The organism is Aquitalea sp. FJL05, from assembly GCF_003852595.1.
GTDB classification, from domain to species: domain Bacteria; phylum Pseudomonadota; class Gammaproteobacteria; order Burkholderiales; family Chromobacteriaceae; genus Aquitalea; species Aquitalea aquatilis.
The window spans coordinates 277,764-293,976 of sequence record NZ_QAJS01000016.1; the positions used below are offsets into that span (position 1 = coordinate 277,764).

General features: G+C 63.3%; 18 protein-coding genes. 13 read left to right on the forward strand and 5 right to left on the reverse strand.

Features of this window, described 5'->3' with window-relative positions; genetic code table 11:
- Nucleotides 1-2: 2 nt before the first annotated feature.
- The 5 genes from DBR44_RS15160 to DBR44_RS15180 form a co-directional block, all read right to left on the reverse strand.
- Nucleotides 3-866 carry an energy-coupling factor ABC transporter ATP-binding protein gene (locus tag DBR44_RS15160; protein WP_124644858.1) on the reverse strand — a complete coding sequence of 288 codons (864 nt, stop codon included), beginning with the start codon at nucleotides 864-866 and terminating at the stop codon, nucleotides 3-5.
- Nucleotides 863-1,714: a cobalt ECF transporter T component CbiQ gene (gene cbiQ, locus DBR44_RS15165; protein WP_124644859.1), complete on the reverse strand. Its 852-nt coding sequence runs from the start codon at nucleotides 1,712-1,714 to the stop codon at nucleotides 863-865. Before cbiQ ends, DBR44_RS15160 begins: the two co-directional genes overlap by 4 nt.
- Before the next feature lie 28 nt (nucleotides 1,715-1,742).
- On the reverse strand, nucleotides 1,743-2,801 hold the full coding sequence (gene cbiM, locus DBR44_RS15170; RefSeq protein ID WP_124644860.1) for a cobalt transporter CbiM: 1,059 nt from the start codon (nucleotides 2,799-2,801) through the stop codon (nucleotides 1,743-1,745).
- Nucleotides 2,802-3,037: 236 nt separating this feature from the next.
- Complete coding sequence (locus DBR44_RS15175; RefSeq protein WP_233578594.1) at nucleotides 3,038-4,042, reverse strand: hypothetical protein; 1,005 nt, start codon at nucleotides 4,040-4,042, stop codon at nucleotides 3,038-3,040.
- Nucleotides 4,043-4,118: 76 nt separating this feature from the next.
- Entirely contained in the window at nucleotides 4,119-4,802 is a 684-nt protein-coding gene (locus tag DBR44_RS15180) for a phosphatase PAP2 family protein (RefSeq protein WP_233578597.1), read from the reverse strand.
- A 240-nt stretch (nucleotides 4,803-5,042) separates the two neighbouring features.
- Here DBR44_RS15180 and DBR44_RS15185 point away from each other — a divergent pair, with 240 nt between their 5' ends.
- The 13 genes from DBR44_RS15185 to fabG are packed head-to-tail and all read left to right on the forward strand — an operon-like array spanning nucleotide 5,043 to nucleotide 16,205.
- Entirely contained in the window at nucleotides 5,043-5,333 is a 291-nt protein-coding gene (locus tag DBR44_RS15185; protein ID WP_103525389.1) for a phosphopantetheine-binding protein, read from the forward strand.
- Nucleotides 5,330-5,986 carry a hypothetical protein gene (locus DBR44_RS15190; protein ID WP_124644861.1) on the forward strand — a complete coding sequence of 219 codons (657 nt, stop codon included), beginning with the start codon at nucleotides 5,330-5,332 and terminating at the stop codon, nucleotides 5,984-5,986. The genes DBR44_RS15185 and DBR44_RS15190 overlap by 4 nt, the downstream gene beginning before the upstream one ends.
- A gap of 33 nt (nucleotides 5,987-6,019) precedes the next feature.
- Nucleotides 6,020-7,366, forward strand: coding sequence for an AMP-binding protein (locus tag DBR44_RS15195; RefSeq protein ID WP_124644862.1), 1,347 nt, complete (start codon nucleotides 6,020-6,022; stop codon nucleotides 7,364-7,366).
- Between the two features lie 2 nt (nucleotides 7,367-7,368).
- Nucleotides 7,369-7,668: a beta-hydroxyacyl-ACP dehydratase gene (locus DBR44_RS15200; RefSeq protein ID WP_124644863.1), complete on the forward strand. Its 300-nt coding sequence runs from the start codon at nucleotides 7,369-7,371 to the stop codon at nucleotides 7,666-7,668.
- On the forward strand, nucleotides 7,665-8,588 hold the full coding sequence (locus DBR44_RS15205) for an acyl-CoA synthetase (protein ID WP_124644864.1): 924 nt from the start codon (nucleotides 7,665-7,667) through the stop codon (nucleotides 8,586-8,588). Before DBR44_RS15200 ends, DBR44_RS15205 begins: the two co-directional genes overlap by 4 nt.
- Nucleotides 8,589-8,595: 7 nt before the next feature.
- Nucleotides 8,596-9,183, forward strand: a complete 588-nt coding sequence (locus tag DBR44_RS15210) for a LolA-related protein (RefSeq protein ID WP_124644865.1) — start codon at nucleotides 8,596-8,598, stop codon at nucleotides 9,181-9,183.
- Complete coding sequence (locus DBR44_RS15215; protein WP_124644866.1) at nucleotides 9,183-11,522, forward strand: MMPL family transporter; 2,340 nt, start codon at nucleotides 9,183-9,185, stop codon at nucleotides 11,520-11,522. The genes DBR44_RS15210 and DBR44_RS15215 overlap by 1 nt, the downstream gene beginning before the upstream one ends.
- Entirely contained in the window at nucleotides 11,506-12,186 is a 681-nt protein-coding gene (locus DBR44_RS15220) for an alpha/beta hydrolase (RefSeq protein WP_124644867.1), read from the forward strand. The genes DBR44_RS15215 and DBR44_RS15220 overlap by 17 nt, the downstream gene beginning before the upstream one ends.
- Nucleotides 12,183-12,986, forward strand: a complete 804-nt coding sequence (locus DBR44_RS15225; RefSeq protein WP_124644868.1) for a polysaccharide deacetylase family protein — start codon at nucleotides 12,183-12,185, stop codon at nucleotides 12,984-12,986. The genes DBR44_RS15220 and DBR44_RS15225 overlap by 4 nt, the downstream gene beginning before the upstream one ends.
- 54 nt (nucleotides 12,987-13,040) lie before the next feature.
- Complete coding sequence (locus tag DBR44_RS15230) at nucleotides 13,041-14,234, forward strand: beta-ketoacyl-[acyl-carrier-protein] synthase family protein (protein WP_124644869.1); 1,194 nt, start codon at nucleotides 13,041-13,043, stop codon at nucleotides 14,232-14,234.
- Nucleotides 14,231-15,025, forward strand: a complete 795-nt coding sequence (locus tag DBR44_RS15235) for a beta-ketoacyl synthase chain length factor (RefSeq protein WP_124644870.1) — start codon at nucleotides 14,231-14,233, stop codon at nucleotides 15,023-15,025. The genes DBR44_RS15230 and DBR44_RS15235 overlap by 4 nt, the downstream gene beginning before the upstream one ends.
- A complete protein-coding gene (locus DBR44_RS15240) occupies nucleotides 15,022-15,477 on the forward strand; it encodes a 3-hydroxylacyl-ACP dehydratase (RefSeq protein WP_124644871.1) in 456 nt (151 codons plus the stop codon). The genes DBR44_RS15235 and DBR44_RS15240 overlap by 4 nt, the downstream gene beginning before the upstream one ends.
- A gap of 8 nt (nucleotides 15,478-15,485) precedes the next feature.
- On the forward strand, nucleotides 15,486-16,205 hold the full coding sequence (fabG, locus tag DBR44_RS15245) for a 3-oxoacyl-ACP reductase FabG (RefSeq protein ID WP_124644872.1): 720 nt from the start codon (nucleotides 15,486-15,488) through the stop codon (nucleotides 16,203-16,205).
- The last annotated feature ends 8 nt before the right edge of the window (nucleotides 16,206-16,213 follow it).

The window sequence follows — 16,213 nt, forward strand, 5'->3', positions numbered from 1 at the left end:
CATCAGCCAGATGGCTTGCGCCGCACCGGGTAATAGCGATAGCCATTGACCGGGCCGGCATGCTGATGGCCGTGGCCATGCTGGTGCGGGTGGCTGTGCACCACGCCGTCGGCATGGCGGTGTGGATGGGCGTGTAGCAGATGGGTGCGCTCCAGCAGCGCGTGATCGGCCAGGATTTCTGCCGGGCTGCCGCTGGCCACCAGCTGCCCTGCCGCCAGCACGAATACGTGGTCGGCAATATCGGCCACGCTGTCCAGATCATGCGTGGCGGTGATGATGGTGCGGCCACTGTCCTTGCTGTCCAGCAAAAAGCGGATGACCTCGCCCTGGCTGTGCGGGTCCAGTGCGGCGGTGGGTTCGTCCAGCAGCAATACTTCCGGCTGCATGATCAGTACCGAGGCCAGCGCCACCCGTTTGCGCTCGCCACCGGACAGGCGATGCGGGGCGCGGTCCTGCAGCTGGCTGATGCCGAAGCGTTGCAGCATGTCGGCAATGGCGCTGCGGATGGTGGCCGGTGGCCAGCCCAGTTGCAGCGGACCGAAAGCCAGTTCGTCGAACACCGTGGGGTTGAACAGCTGCACATCGGGATTCTGGAACACCAGTCCGACGCGGCGGCGAAAGGCATAGTGGCGCTCATCCTCGGCCAGTGCCGCCTCGCTCAGTTCCTCGCCAAAGGCCAGCAGCCTGCCCTGCTGGGCAAAGTACAGGCCGTTCAGCAAGCGCAGCAAGGTGGATTTGCCCGAGCCATTGGCCCCGAGCAAGGCCACCCGGCAGCCGGCTTCGATACGCAGCGACAGGCTGTCCAGCGCCTGTTGCTGCTGATAGTGATAGCTGAGGTTGTGCAGCTCGAATACCGGCGGTGTCATGCGTGTTTCCATAAGATCAGCAGCGGCACGCACAGCGCCGGCAGCAGGGCGCACCAGTCGCGCCGGCGGGTATGAAAGCTGTGCAGCAGGTAGATGTCGCCACGGTAGCCGCGCGACACCATGGCCAGGTGTACTTCGCTACTCAGCTGGAAGGCCTTGCTGAGCAGCACGCCGCTACTGGCCGCCACCACCTGGCGCGCCAGCCGGCCGCTGGGCGGTGCCAGCATGCGGCTGCGGCGGGCTTCGAACATCTGGCTGGCGGTTTGCAGTAGCACGAAGATATAACGATGGGTCATGCCCAGCAGGGCCACCAGCAGCACCGGCACCCCCAGGCTGCGCATGGCCTTGAGCACATGCATCCACGGCGTGGTCAGCATCAGCAGCAAGGCGAAGCTGGCCGAGGTTTCCGCCCGCCCCAGCAAAAAAGCCGCGCTGCGCAAGCCTTGCAGGCTGATGCCCCAGTGCAGCAGCGGCAGGCGAAACAGGATGTCGCCCGGTACCAGAAACAGCGCGGGCAGGGCAATCGCCCCGCTGAACAGCAAGACGCTGAGCCAGGCCTGGCGGTACAGTCGCCGCAAGGACACTTGCGACAGCAGGGCCAGCACCACCGCGAGGCAGAACAGCAACAGCAGGGTGCTGAGCTGGCCGGCCAGGATGCCGCTGATCATCAGGCTGAGCAGCGCCAGCAGCTTGATGCGCGGGTCCAGCCCCTGCAGCAGGCCGCGCTGCTTGCTGATGGCTTCGGCATCCAGCGAGTGCTCCAGCGCCTGCTGCAAGCCATGGACTAGCCGCTCGGCAAAATGGCCGCCATGGCGATGGCCGCCGGCGATGAAGGATTGCTCGCTCATGTCGCACCCGGCCGCTGCGGTGGCCGCCTCATTCCGGCTGGCCTGGCTTGCCGCCCAGCCACGACAACAGCAGCAGGGCCAGCAGAATCAGCCCGGCACCAAACAGCGCCGACAAGACATAGCCAAAGTTGGGGCTATGCACGAAGGCCGGCGCATAGTCGGGGAAGGGGGCCGACCACAGGCTGGCCAGCCGTGCCAGGCCCTCCGGCGCAGCCACCGGCGGTGCCATCTGGCCGGATGCCAGCGCCATCTGCTGGCGGCTGTCGGCATTGGCAAAATCTTCCACACCCCACTCACCCCAGGCCGTGCCGGCGGCTAGCAAACCCAGCGGCGACAGGATCATCAGCGCCGCCAGGCCGTACCACAGCTTGCGCGTGGTACGCAGCGCTGCGGTCGGTACACTGATCCGGCTTGCTTGCAGCGACAGCAGCTCGGGATGTGCGCGCTGCAGATACGCCACCAGCCCGCCGGTGATCAGCAGCTCGGCCAGCCCGGCAAAGCTCAGATGCCCCAGCATCATGGCGGGAACCGCCACCGATAGCGGATAGGGCGCATATAGCGGGGTGCCGGCGGCATCATGGAACAACAACGGTTGCAGGCCGAATTCGATGGCGGCCAGCAAGGCTGCGGCATTGATGGCCAGATAACCGGCCACGGCAGCCGCCAGCACGCGGCGACGGGATTGCAGCGCGGCACCGGCCGCCAGCAGCTGATAGCTGGCCCAGGCCACCAGCGAGCCGATGATGGCCATGTTCAGGCTATTGGCCCCGAAGCTGGTAATGCCGCCATCGCCAAAGAACAGCGCCTGAATCAGCAGGGCCACCGAAATGGCCACAATGGACGCCCACGGCCCCAAGACGATGCTGATGATGCCCATGCCCACGGCGTGGCCGCTGGTGCCGCCGGGCAGCGGCAGGTTGAACATCATGATGACGAAGCTGAAAGCAGAAAACACCGCAAACAGCGGCACCATGCGGGTATGCAGCAGGCGCTTGGCATGGCGGTAGGCCAGCAGCCAGAACGGTAGCGCCACCACATAGGCCAGCGCGCAGGTCGCGGGGCTGAGATAGCCGTCTGGAATATGCATGCAGTTATCCTTCCAAAAACCAGCCGGACCACAGCGCCCTGCCGGTTTGTTGTGTATGAATATTTTTTAAAATGTATGAAATTTTAGCAAGATGCATGCCACTTGTCATGGATGCTTGCTGCGTGGCCGGGCTGACCATGTGGCCGCCGGCATGAAGGCTGGGGGTGGCAATGTGCTGTACAGGTGGTCTGCACAAGTGGATAGCGCATGTGCAGCTGCGCTGATCCGGTGGTGTGCTAGCGGGCGGCGAAAGCCTGGGCTTCTATTTCCACCAGCAGGTCGTCGCGGCAGATGTCGGCCTGCACGAACACCACGCGCATGGCTGGGCCGATCAGTTGTTGCAGTGTCTGCTGCACCACCGGGTAGTCGGTGGCGTGGCGGATGTAAACGCGATAATCCAGTGTCGCCAGGGTATAGGGTTGCCCCTGATGCTGGCGATTGGCCTGCTCAAGCAGCACTGCGATATTGGCAATGGTCTCGCGGGTTTGGGCTGCCGCATCCCCAGGGTGTACGGTGCGGTGGCCGACAATGCTGGCCGTGCCGGAAATGAACAGGATGACGTTGTCGCCATTGTCCGCCAGTGCCGCGCGGCTGAAGGTGGGGCTGCGCGGGCCGTATTGCTGCGGGTAGGCAAAGGCGCTGACCTGGCGCGGGTTTTCGATGCGTTGCGTCGCTTGCCGTGCCGCCAGAAAGGCAATGCTCAAGGGGCCGTCGGCCACGCCAAGGGCGCAGGCGGCCGGGCTGCTGTCTACCGGGCGGTCAAAGTCGGCAAAGGCCTGGTGGCGGCCGATATTGAATTGCCGGTAGCGTTCCATGCCATGCTCCACGGCATTGATGCGTGGAATATAGTTCCAGACCCGCCACAGATGGCGACAGTCCTCTGCCTCCAGCAGGGAGAACAACTGCCGGTAAGCCTGTTCCGCCGCATGCTGCAGGGCACTGCCGCGATTGTCGGCAAATAGTGCTTCATCCAGGCTGATCGCCCCATACAGCAAGTGACCATCGCTGCCAAAGCGGACATCGTGAAACTGCCCGTGGCGCACCGCTTGACTGCTATGCCAGTATTCCTGCAGCTGTTGGGCCGGGTTGGCCAGCAGTGGCGTCAATACCTGCAGCGCCGGCCAGGGCTGGGTGTGGCTGCTGCGCTGGCCAAGCAGGCTGATGCCCAGCACATGGGCGGCAGCTGGCGACGGGGAGGACGAGTCGGAAGAGTAAAACTGCAGGCGGGTTTCTGGGCTCATGGTGCAAGCTTGTCGCGGTAAGGGCGGAATGGTGGAAGGGCAAGCGGGCCGCGCATCGGGCGGTGCCATTGCCGTGTTATGTTTTGTCGGCCGGCCAGTGGCGGCTGGCATGCGCGCGCAGCCCGCAGGCCCAGGCCGAGATCAGGCCCAGCAGAGTGCCGCCCAGCACGTCGAGCGCGACATGTTGTTTGACCGCCATGGTGGAGTAGGCAATGGCCAGGCACCAGCCAAGATTGAGCCATTGCCAGGCGGGCGGCCACTGCAACAGGCGCAGCCGCCAGTGCAGCCACACGGCAGAGAACACGGCGGTGGCGACATGCAGCGAGGGAAAGGCATTGCCGGCCGTGTCGACGTTTTTCAGGAAAGCCACCGCGGGATAGTGCTTCCAGTCGATATCCGGCGGGGCAATGGCATTGGGCCAGCAGTAAAAAATCGTCAGGCCGAGCAGGCAGGGCAGTGCCACCCGCCAGCCATAGGCAAGGATTTCCCGCCGCGAGTTCATCAAGACCGGTGGCAGTGAAACATAGCACCACAGCGACAGATAGACCGGCAAGGCCCAGGGCTGGAAACCGACGAGTGCATCGAGTCTGCTTGCCGGGACAATGGTCACCGGCGCGGCCGGATGCCGTAGCAGATAAACGTAGGCGACAAAAAATACCAGGGTAAAACCCATGGTGCCGAACATCTTGAACCAGAAACGGGTCAATACCGTATGCAGAATGCCGGCTTTGCTGCGGCTGTTTGTCGCGGCCTCGTTCAAAACACCTCCTTGATATCGCTGGAATTACCTGCTTTTGCCGTGTGGCAAGCAGGCAGGCATATTGTTATACTCGCGCTTCATTATTTTTGCTGCCGGTAATGTGTGTTGCGCCCCGGTTAAACTGTGGCGCCATCAACATCTCGCGTGTGCTGCTTAATTTGAGCGGCGATGATACCGAAACTGTGTGACATTGGCGATTACCGGCAATTCCCTATAAACCTGACACGATTATTGCAAATCATGGAACAACAACCCTCCGCACATAACGAGCCGGATCTGGCGCTTGAAAGCGAAATCGCCGGATTGATTGTTTCCGCGCTGAATCTTGACATCGCACCGGCTGACATTGTTCCTGACGCGCCTTTGTATGGCGATGAATTAGGTATTGATTCAATCGACATCCTGGAAATAGCGCTGGTTATGTCCAAGCAATATGGCGTACAGATGAAGGCGGATAACGAAGATAATTCCACCATTTTTGCATCGCTGCGCAAACTGGCTGCCTATATTCGCGAGCATCGCAGCAAATGACCGGGCTGTGGCGCAATGTGCGCCTGGCTTTGCTGGCTGTCGTCGGACTGGTGTATGTGGTACTGGATTATCTGGCTTCTTCTTCGCCGCATCCGCCGGCCTACGCCGTGGTGATTGGCGCAGCGCCGCTGACCATCGCCCTGCTGGGCGCCAGCTGGAATTCCTCCTTTCGTCTGCCTGCCATGCTGCTGTGTCTGGGTGGCCTGCTGGCGATTGCGCTCAATCTGCAGCAGTTGCTGGCCCATGCTGCCTGGTTCTACCTGCTGCAGCATGCGGGAATCATGAGCGCGCTGGGTATCATGTTCGGGCGCACGCTGGGTTCGCATGAATCGGCCCTGTGCTCGCGCATTGCCAAAATCGCCATCGCCGCGCCGCTGGATGCCGCTTACTTCCATTACACCTGGAAAGTGACCCTGGCCTGGACCATCTATTTCGCCGTGTCGGCGCTGTTGTCGCTGTCTTTGTTCGCGCTGGCCCCGCTGGCCTACTGGGCGCTGTTTGCCGCGGTGCTGACGCCGCTGTCGCTGGGGCTGATGTTTGGTGGCGAGTATCTGGTGCGCCAGCTGGTGCTGCCGGATAGTCCGCCCTTCAGCATTGCCCAGACCATCCAGTCCTACCGAAAATACACGCAGTGCCGCAATGCCGCTGAATAAAACCACGTTGTTGCAGTCCATACTGATCTGTCCATGACCCTGATACCGCTTCTTCCCGCTATCGATCGCACCGCGCCTTTTGCCTTCCACGATGGCGCCAGCATCGACCGGGCTACCTTTTACCGCCAGGTGCTGACACTGGCCGCAGCGCTGCCCGAGCGCGAGCGGGTACTGAATATGTGTACCGACCGCTACTGGTTTGCGGTGACGCTGTTCGCGGCCATCGCCCGCGGCATGCTGACTGTGCTGCCCAACTCTGCAGCGCCGGAGCATATTGCTGCGGTCGCTGCGGTGCAGCCGGGCCTGTTGGTGCTGGTCGATCAGCCGCAGAACCCGCTGGAGGCCCTGTCTTATTTCCGGGTGGATAGCGTGCCGGCAGACCCCGCCATGGATGCCGCCGCCATGCCGCAGATTCCTTTTGATCAGCGTGTGGCCTGCATGTACACCTCGGGCTCTACCGGTGCGCCGATGCCGCACTTCAAAACCTTCGGCCGCCTGCAATTGGCGATCCTGGCTGGCGCTGAGCGGGTGTGGGGCGTGGCCGGCGCGGCTTGTTCGGTGGTGGGGACGGTGCCGATCCGGCATATGTATGGGCTGGAATCCAGTGTCTTGCTGCCCATTCTGGCTGGCGGGCAGATGTCGACGCGAATTCCGTTTTTCCCTGCCGATATCGCCAGCGCGCTGGCCGAGCTGCCGGCACCACGGCTGCTGGTGATTACCCCGTTTCATCTGCGCAAATTGCTGGAAGCGGACATCGCGCTGCCGGACATCGCCGTGGTGTTGTCGGCCACGGCCCCGCTGTCGGCCGAACTGGCGGCACAAACCCGTCGTCAGCTGGGCTGTCCGGTGCTGGAAATCTATGGTTCGACCGAGACCGGCCAGGTCGCCACTCGCCAGCCCGATCTGGAGAGCGACTGGCAGACCTTGCAGGGCATTACGCTGGAGCAGCGTGAGGATGAGGTGTGGGCGGTGGGGGAGGTCTATGAAACGCCGCAGATGCTTAACGATACGGTCGAGCTGTATGGCCCCTGCGCCTTCCGCTTGCTGGACCGCAAGGCCAATATGATCAACGTGGCTGGCAAGCGCAGCTCGCTGTCCTTTCTCAATGCCGCACTCACCGGCCTGCCCGGGGTGGTGGATGGTGTGTTCTGCCTGCCCGAACGCCTGGAAGGGGAAGAGGTCGAACGGCTAGTAGCCTTTGTGGTGGCCCCTGCGCTGGATCGCGCCACCATTCTGGCCGGTTTGCGCCTGCATGTGGATTCGGTCTTCCTGCCGCGCCATATCGTGTTTGTCGATGCACTGCCGCGTGATGGTAATGGCAAGATACTGGCACGCACGCTGCAGGCATTGCTTGCACAACATCTTCCTGGACGAAGCTAGTCATGCAATACGCCACGCTCAGTATTCCAACTGATCATCCTGCCTATGCCGGGCATTTCCCCGGTCGTCCCATCCTGCCCGGCGTGGTGCTGCTGGATCAGGCCCAACTGGTGATTGAAAAAGCCTGCGGCGTGCTGCTGGGCGGGCTGTCGCTGGCCAAGTTCCACAGCCCGGTGACGCCGGGTGAGGGCCTGCGCATCGCATACCGCCAGGATGCGGCCATGGTGGTGTTCACCATCCTGCATGGCGAACGCAAAGTGGCCGATGGCAAGTTCATCATCACGCCGGAGTCCCCCGCGTGAGTGAGCCTGCCGCCACGCCATCGCCGGACAGGCCGCAGTGGATGCGGCAGCAGGAGCGTGGCAACCGCTTCTGGCTGCGCGTCATGTCCAGCTTGTCCTGTTTGCTGGGGCGGCGCTGTTCGCGGCTGGTGCTGTATGGCATTGCGCTTTATTTTCTGCTGTTTGCCAGCAAGGCGCGCCAGGCCTCGCGCAGCTACCTGAGCCGCAGCCTGGGGCGGCCACCGCGCTGGCGCGAGATGTACCAACATGTGCTGAGTTTCGCCAGCACCATACACGACCGGATTTATCTGCTGCGTGACCGTTTTGATGACTTCCAGATCGACCTGTCCGGCGTGGATGCGCTGCATCATCACTGTGATGGCGGGCAGGGTGTGCTGTTGTTCGGCGCGCATCTGGGCAGCTTTGAAGTCTTGCGTGCCATGGCGCGCAGCCGGCCCGAACTGCAGATGAGCATGGCGATGTATCCGGAAAACGCCCGGCAGATCAATCAGGCGCTGCAGGCCATCAACCCGGCAGCCGCCCCCGACATCATTGCGCTGGGCACCATGGACGCCATGCTCAAGGTGCATCAGCGGCTGGAGGAAGGTGCGCTGGTGGGCATTCTGGCCGACCGCGCAGCCGGCCCGGACCACTATCTCAGTCGCCAGCTGCTGGGTGCGCCGGCCCGTTTTCCCAGCGGACCTTTCCGCATGGCTGCGATGCTGCGCCATCCGGTGTATTTCATGGCCGGCATCTATCTGGGTGGCAACCGCTACCGTGTGCATTTCGAGTTGCTGGAGGATTTCTCCGGCGTGACGCGGCAACAGCGCGCGGCGGCGAGCGAGGCATTGCTGGACAAGTATGTTGCGGCGCTGGAGCGGCATTGCCGCGCCTACCCGTTCAACTGGTTCAATTTTTACGATTTTTGGGATGAAAGCTAGACAGACCATGCGTGTAACCATCATGAGCAAGACCCTGGGCGGACTGCTGTTGCTGTTGGCTGCTACTTGCAGCCAGGCGGCGGATTGGTCGCTGGCAGATCTGATGCAGCAACTGGGCCAGAAAAAAGCCGGCACGGCCACCTTTGTCGAAAAGAAATACATCGCCATGCTGAAGCAGCCGCTGGAGTCCTCGGGCGAGCTGGCCTTTACCGCGCCCGACCGGCTGGAAAAGCGCACGCTCAAGCCCAAGCCGGAAGGGGTGGTGCTGGAAGGCAACAAGCTGACGCTGGAGCGCAGCGATGGCCGTAAGATGAGCGTTAATCTGGCGGATCGTCCCGAAGTCTCCGCCTTTGTCGAAAGCGTGCGCGCCACCCTGTCTGGCGACCGCAGTGCGCTGGAGCGCTATTACAGTGCCGCCCTGTCTGGTGGCAGTGAGCAGTGGCAGCTCAACCTGACGCCGCTGCAGCCACGCATGCAGAAGGTGATCAGCCAGATCCGCATCGCCGGTGGCCATGCCCAGGTGCGGACCATTGAATTCCTGCAGGCCGATGGCGACCGCTCGGAAATGACCATTACCAGCACCAGCGGCAAATAATGAAGATTCGCCTCCATAAACTGGCGCTGTGCTTGTGGCTGGCGGTGATGCTTGGCTCGGTGCTGGTAATCAGCCAGACCCGCTTTGTCGCCGACCTGTCCGCCTTCATGCCCAAGCTGCCCAGCGCACGCCAGCAGATGCTGATCGACCAACTGCGCGACGGCGCCATCGCCCGCATCGTGCTGGTGGGCATCGAGGGTGCGGACGAGGCCGAGCGCGGCCGGCTGTCCCGCTTGCTGGTAGGCAAGCTGGCGCACAATCCGCGCTTTACCTCGGTACAGAACGGCGACCGCCAGACCCAGCAGCGCGATCAACGCTATTTCTTTGACAACCGCTACCTGCTCAGCCCCGCAGTCACGCCGCAGCGCTTTACCGCACCCGGTTTGCACGAGGCCATTCAGGGCACGCTGGATGCCATGTCTGGCGATGCAGGGCTGATCGTCAAGAAAATCCTGCCCCGCGACCCCACGGGCGAAACCCTGCAAATCCTCGACCAGTTCATTGGCGAAAGCCAGCCTGCCAGCAGCGACGACATCTGGGTGTCGCGTGATGGCAAGCGGGCGGTGCTGCTGCTGCAACTGAGCGAATCGGGCTTGAATACCGATGCCCAGGCGGCCGCGCTGGAGGACGTGAAACAGGCCTTTGCCAGCCTGCCCGGCCGCCATGCTGACAGCCGGCTGGTGATGAGTGGCACCAGTGTCATTTCGGTGGCCTCGCGCAACATCATCCAGAGCGAGGTGGAGCGGCTGGCCATCATGGGCAGCCTGCTGGTGGTGGTCTTGTTGCTGCTGGTGTATCGCTCGCTGCCGCTGCTGCTGCTGGGGCTGATTCCGGTGGTATCCGGGGCGCTGGTGGGCATTGCCAGTGTCAGCCTGGGTTTTGGTCATGTGCATGGCCTGACCCTGGGCTTTGGCACCACCCTGATCGGCGAGGCGGTGGACTATTCGATCTACCTGTTCATCCAGCGTGCCGGCGGCAAGAACCCTTCCCATTTCTGGCGCACCATGCGGCTGGGTGTGCTGACTTCGGCCACCGGTTTTGCCGCCTTGATGTGCTCCAGCTTTCCCGGCTTGTCGCAGCTGGGCCTGTACTCCATCAGCGGCCTGCTGACGGCGGCGCTGGTCACCCGTTACATCCTGCCCGGTTTGATGCCGCAGCAACTGAATCTGCGCGACTTGCAGCGTCCGGGCCTGCTGTTGCAAAAGATTCTGGATGGCCTGACCCGGCTGCGCTGGCTGATGGCCGTGGCCTTGCTGGCGGCGGTGGCGGTGCTGGTCTTGCATCAGCAGGATATCTGGAACCGCCAGCTCAATGCCCTTAGCTCTACCTCGGCCGCACAGAACAAGCTGGATGCCGAACTGCGTGGCGACCTGGGGGGCAACGACATGCGCTATGTCGCCAGTTTCAGTGCGCCGGATCAGCAAACTGCGCTGCAGCTGGCCGAGCGTAGCCGCGTGGTACTGCAGCAACTGAGCCGGCAAAACATCATTGGCGGCTTCCATAGCCCGGACGAACTGCTGCCCAGCATCGCCACACAGCACGCTCGTCAGGCCAGCCTGCCCACGCCGGCCGAGGCCGAGCGACGTCTGCGCCTGGCCTTGCAGGGCATGCCGCTGGACGCTGATCAGTTATCGGGTTTCCTGGCTGACCTTGAGCGTGCCCGCACCCAGCCGCTGCTGCAGCGGCAAAGCCTGCAGGGCAGTGCGGCCAGCGTGTTGCTGGACTCCATGCTGATCCGCCGGGCTGACAGCTATCTGGTGCTGCTGCCGCTGAAGCCCGCCAGCGGGGAAACGATTGCCCTGAACAAGGTCAGGGCGGCGCTGGCGGCCCAGCAGCTGGGCCAGGTGACGGTGATTGATCTGCTGGAAGAAACCACCGCCATTTTTGATAGCTACACGCACGAGGCGCTGTTGTTCTCCTCGCTGGGCAGCCTGGCCATCCTGCTGTTGCTGTGGGTGAGCTGCGGCTGGCGGCAGGCGGTGCGCGTCACCATTCCGCTGGGCTGCGCCGTGCTGTGCACGGTGGCCATTCTGGACGCCTGCGGCATCCAGCTGACCATACTGCATCTGGTGGGCCTGCTGCTGGTGGTGGCCATCGGCTCCAACTACGCGCTGTTCTTTGCCAACAAGCAGCAACTGGGCAGCGATGCCGAGCAGCGGCAGGTCGAGATATCGCTGGTGGTGGCCAATCTGGCCACTGTCACCAGCTTCGGCTTGCTGGGCAGCTCCAGCGTGCCGGTGCTGTCCTTCATTGGCAGCACGGTGGCGATTGGCGCGCTGCTGGCGCTGGTGTTTGCTGCCATGATGGCCAGGATAGGTCCCCGTGCGCTGCCTCGCTGATGCCTACCGCGCGGATAGCCGCGCCGACACCCTGCTGGTGCTGTTGCCGCCAGCCAAAGCCAGCCTGGAAGACCTGCTGGCACAGGGCATGGTAGCCGCAGTGCGCGAGCTGGGCCTGCCGCTGGACATCATGCTGGCCGATGTGGGTTATCAGCAGGTGATGGCAGGCACGGTAGCCAGCACGCTGCAGCAGGAAGTCATCCTGCCGGCGCGGCAGCAGGGCTATGCTGCCATCTGGCTGGCCGGTATTTCGCTGGGTGCCTTCAATGCCCTGCATTACGCTGCCGTGCATGGCGCGCAGCTGGCAGGCATCAAGCTGCTGGCACCCTATCCCGGCACCGCGGATATCTTGCAGGAAATCCGCGCGGCAGGTGGCCCGCAACGCTGGGCGGCTGATCCGGATTGTTCCATGCAGGATGAGCGCCGCTGGTGGCACTGGCTGGCCATGTCGGGCGAGCGGGCTGGCTGCCCGCTATGGCTCAGCCTGGCCGCAGAGGACCGCTTTGCCGCCGGACAGGACATGCTGGCCAGCCTGCTGCCGCCCGCACAGGTCCGGCGCACCGCTGGTGATCACAGCTGGCCGGTGTGGCGCGAGCAGTGGCAGCACTGGCTGCTGCACGGGCCTTTGTCCGGCAAGCGACCCGCCACCATGGAGTGCCGATGATGCCGCTGCGCCTTTCACCCTTTCTGAAGTGTTGCCTGGCCTTGCATGGCGTGGCGCTGCTGGCGCTGTGTGTCATGCCACAGCACTGGCTGGTGTTATTGCTGTTGCTGGTCTTGCTGCATGGCGTTATCGCCGTGGCCGGCTTGTTGCCGCGCTGCAGCCTGCTGGGGGCCAATCTGAGCCGGCTGCCAGCTGCGGCCATTCGCCGTGGCGAGGTGGCCATCACCATCGACGATGGTCCGGACCCGGCGGTGACGCCGGCGGTGCTGGATATCCTGCGCCAGTACGGGGTGAAGGCCACTTTTTTCTGTATTGGCGAACGGGCAGCACAGTATCCTGCGCTATGCCGTCAGGCCGCGCTGGATGGCCATGCGGTGGAGAATCACGGCCAGCGCCATCGCAAGCATACATCGCTGTTTGGTCTGGCCGGATGGCGGCGCGAGGTCGGAGAGGGCCGGGCCACCTTGCAGGCCATTACCGGCCAGTCACCCCGTTTTTTCCGACCGATTGCCGGCTTGCGCAATCCCTTGCTCGACCCGGTGTTGCAGCGAGAGGGCTTGTTTCTTGCGAGCTGGACCCGGCGTGGCTATGATACGCGCGTCCAGGACCCCGAGCTGGTATACACCAGGCTCCTTCGCAATCTGGCGGCAGGCGATATACTGCTGCTGCACGATGGCAACGCCGCCCGCACCGCGGATGGCCAGCCGCTGATTCTGGCCGTACTGCCGCGCGTGCTGGAGGAGCTGGCCAGACGCAAGTTGCAGGCGGTCACACTGCCACAGGCATGCCAACCCGACTGACCGGTTGCTGCTGCCTGCCTTTTCGCTAACCCAAGCTGACTCGTCCTGTCGTTTATGCAAGCAATCAGACTTAGTGCCTATACCCTGACCTCTGCCCTGGGCAGCGGGTTGGACGCCCATCTTGCCGCCCTGCGTCAGCAACGTGGCGGCATCGTGAAAAAACGCTGGGAAACGGTGGATTTCGATGTCTGTATCGGCGAAGTGGCCGGTCTGGATGATGTGCGGCTACCGCCCGCGCTGCAGCACTACGACTGCCGCAACAACCGCCTGGCCCAGCTGGCACTGGAGCAGGATGGCTTTGTCGCCAGCGTGCAGGCAGCCGTGGCGCGCCATGGTGCTGGTCGTATCGGCGTTTTCCTGGGTTCCAGCACCTCGGGCATTCTCAGTTCGGAGCAGGCTTACCGGCAGCGCGATGCGCAAACGGGGGCCTTGCCGCCCGGGCATCGCTATCGCGAAACCCATAATGCCTATTCCGTGGCGGATTTTGTCCGGCATTTTTTCGGCCTGAGCGGCCCGGCCTGTGTGGTATCCACTGCCTGTTCCTCCAGCGCCAAGGTATTCGGTACCGCCCAGCGCATGCTGGCTGCCGGGCTGATCGATGCGGCCATTGTCGGCGGCGTGGACACCCTGTGCCTGACGACGATTTATGGCTTTTCCTCGCTGCAACTGGTGTCGCCCAACCCTTGTCGTCCTTTTGACGGCGAGCGTGACGGTATCTCAGTGGGCGAGGGCGCGGCCTACGCCTTGCTGGAGCGTGCCGAGCTGGCGCAGCCTGGCGACATCCTGTTTACCGGCATCGGTGAAAGCAGTGATGCCTATCATATGTCCTCGCCCCATCCGCAAGGTTTGGGTGCACGGGCGGCGATGGAGCAGGCCCTGAGCATGGCCGGCCTGCATGCCGCGGATATCGGCTATATCAATCTGCATGGCACGGCCACGCCCAGCAATGACGCGGCTGAAGGAGCGGCGGTGCTGTCGCTGTTCGGCCGGGAAACGCCTTGCAGCTCCACCAAGGGCCATACCGGCCATACCCTGGGCGCAGCTGGTGGCATCGAGGCGGTGTTCAGCGTACTGGCGCTGCGCGAAGGCTTGCTGCCTGGCGGTGTCGGCACCCGGCAGGTGGATGCGCAGTTGCCGTGCAACTACCTGCTGCAGACGCTGGAGCAGCCTTTGCAGCATGTCTTGAGCAATTCTTTCGGCTTTGGCGGCAGCAACTGCAGCCTGGTATTTTCGCGGGTGGGTGCATGAGTACGGTAACGGTTTTTCTGGATGGACTGAGCGTTCTTGGCCCGGGCATGCCTGACTGGAGCGCGGCGCAGCCCTGTCTGCAGGGGCAGCAAGCCTATGCGGCAGCCGAGGTGGTCTTGCCGCCGGCCCAGGCCCTGCCGGCGACCGAACGCAGAAGAGTGGGTGCGGCGGTCAAATTGTCGATGGCGGTGGGCCTGGCGGCTGTGGCGGATGCGGCGGCCGATGCCGCGCAATTGCCCAATATCTTCAGCTCCACCGGTGGTGATTGTGAAAATTGCCACACCCTGCTGGACGTGCTGGCTTCGGACGAGCGGCTGATTTCGCCCACCCGCTTTCATAATTCGGTACACAATGCGCCGGCCGGTTACTGGGGCATTGCCACCGGCTGTACTGCAGCGTCCACCAGCCTGTGCGCCTATGACGCCACCTTTGCCGCCGGTTTGCTGGAGTGCGCCACCCAGGCACTGAGCAGTCCTCAGCCCTGTCTGCTGGTGTCTTTTGATACGGCGTATCCAGAGCCGCTGTATGCGCAACGGCCGATTCCCTATCCGATGGGCGTGGGCATGCTGCTCAGCGCACAAGGCAGTGCCAGCAGCAAGGCCAGGCTGCAGCTGTCTTTCAGCCACGAGCCGGCGACCACCATGCCGGATGCCGGCCTGGAGCAATTACGCCTGAGCATTCCCTCCGCCCGCAGCCTGCCCTTGTTGCAGCTGCTGGCTAGTGGGCAGCCCGGACGGGTGGTGATCGATTATCTGGATGACTGCCGCCTGGCCATCGAGGTGGCGGCATGATGGACCGCACGGCCATTGCGGCCCGTATTCCGCACCAGGGCAGCATGTGCCTGCTGGATGGGGTAGAGCGCTGGGATGATGAGCAAATCGTCTGTTTCAGCCACAGTCATCGGCTGGCAGACAACCCCCTGCGTGCGGCTGGCCGGCTTGGTATTGCCAATGCCATCGAATATGCCGCCCAGGCCATGGCCTTGCATGGCGCGCTGCTGGCTGGCGATGCCGCACCTGCCCGTGCCGGTTACCTGGCGAGTGTGCGCGAGTTGCGCTGGCACTGCCAGCAGCTGGACACCCAGGACGCGGCCTTGTCCATCCACGTGCAGCGCCTGTCCGGCAATGCAATCACCGCCATGTATCAATTCGAACTGGCGGCTGCCGGCGCTGTGCTGGCAAGCGGCCGTCTCAGCGTGGTGCTGGATGCCGCAGCGCTGGCCCCCCGCCTTACTTCTTCCTGAGTCCTGTCATGAAACGAGCCCTTATTACCGGCGGTAGCGGTGCCATCGGCGCAGCCATCTGCCAGCGTCTGGCCTGCGATGGCTTCCATGTCATCATCCACGCCAACAGCAATCTGGCTGCCGCACAAAGCCTGTGCCAGTCGCTGCTGGCCGAGGGCTACAGTGCCGAGGCGGTGCAATTTGATGTGGCTGATGCCGCTGCCAGTCTGGCCGCGCTGGAAGGGCTGCTTGAGCAAGGCCCGGTGCAAGTGCTGGTGAACAATGCCGGCATACATGACGACGCCGTGTTCCCCGGCATGCAGGCGGCGCAATGGCACCGGGTAATCGATGTCTCGCTGCATGGTTTCTTTAATGTCACCCAGCCCCTGACCATGCCGATGATCCGCACCCGCTGGGGGCGCATCATCAATATCACCTCGGTGGCGGCGCTGGCCGGCAATCGCGGTCAGACCAACTATGCGGCAGCCAAGAGTGCGCTGCACGGCGCGACCAAGTCGCTGGCACTGGAGCTGGCCAGCCGTGGCATTACCGTCAATGCGGTGGCGCCGGGGATTATCGAGTCGGCGATGAGCCAAGATGTGTTCGACAAGGACATGGTGGCACGGATGGTGCCGATGAAACGGGTAGGAAAACCGGAAGAAGTGGCCAGCCTGGTGGCGTTTCTGGCATCGGAACAGGCCGCCTATATCAGCGGCCAGGTCATTTCCATCAATGGCGGCATGCTGTAGCCAGCGGC

Bases quoted from the DNA above. Each gene is read 5' to 3' on its own strand.
- cbiQ (WP_124644859.1), bottom strand. From the start codon at position 1,714: ATGAGCGAGCAATCCTTCATCGCCGGCGGCCATCGCCATGGCGGCCAT.
- DBR44_RS15235 (WP_124644870.1), top strand. From the start codon at position 14,231: ATGAGTACGGTAACGGTTTTTCTGGATGGACTGAGCGTTCTTGGCCCG.
- DBR44_RS15175 (WP_233578594.1), bottom strand. From the start codon at position 4,042: ATGAGCCCAGAAACCCGCCTGCAGTTTTACTCTTCCGACTCGTCCTCC.
- DBR44_RS15195 (WP_124644862.1), top strand. From the start codon at position 6,020: ATGACCCTGATACCGCTTCTTCCCGCTATCGATCGCACCGCGCCTTTT.
- DBR44_RS15215 (WP_124644866.1), top strand. From the start codon at position 9,183: ATGAAGATTCGCCTCCATAAACTGGCGCTGTGCTTGTGGCTGGCGGTG.
- DBR44_RS15190 (WP_124644861.1), top strand. From the start codon at position 5,330: ATGACCGGGCTGTGGCGCAATGTGCGCCTGGCTTTGCTGGCTGTCGTC.
- DBR44_RS15225 (WP_124644868.1), top strand. From the start codon at position 12,183: ATGATGCCGCTGCGCCTTTCACCCTTTCTGAAGTGTTGCCTGGCCTTG.
- DBR44_RS15185 (WP_103525389.1), top strand. From the start codon at position 5,043: ATGGAACAACAACCCTCCGCACATAACGAGCCGGATCTGGCGCTTGAA.
- DBR44_RS15210 (WP_124644865.1), top strand. From the start codon at position 8,596: ATGCGTGTAACCATCATGAGCAAGACCCTGGGCGGACTGCTGTTGCTG.
- fabG (WP_124644872.1), top strand. From the start codon at position 15,486: ATGAAACGAGCCCTTATTACCGGCGGTAGCGGTGCCATCGGCGCAGCC.
- DBR44_RS15240 (WP_124644871.1), top strand. From the start codon at position 15,022: ATGATGGACCGCACGGCCATTGCGGCCCGTATTCCGCACCAGGGCAGC.
- DBR44_RS15200 (WP_124644863.1), top strand. From the start codon at position 7,369: ATGCAATACGCCACGCTCAGTATTCCAACTGATCATCCTGCCTATGCC.
- cbiM (WP_124644860.1), bottom strand. From the start codon at position 2,801: ATGCATATTCCAGACGGCTATCTCAGCCCCGCGACCTGCGCGCTGGCC.
- DBR44_RS15230 (WP_124644869.1), top strand. From the start codon at position 13,041: ATGCAAGCAATCAGACTTAGTGCCTATACCCTGACCTCTGCCCTGGGC.
- DBR44_RS15160 (WP_124644858.1), bottom strand. From the start codon at position 866: ATGACACCGCCGGTATTCGAGCTGCACAACCTCAGCTATCACTATCAG.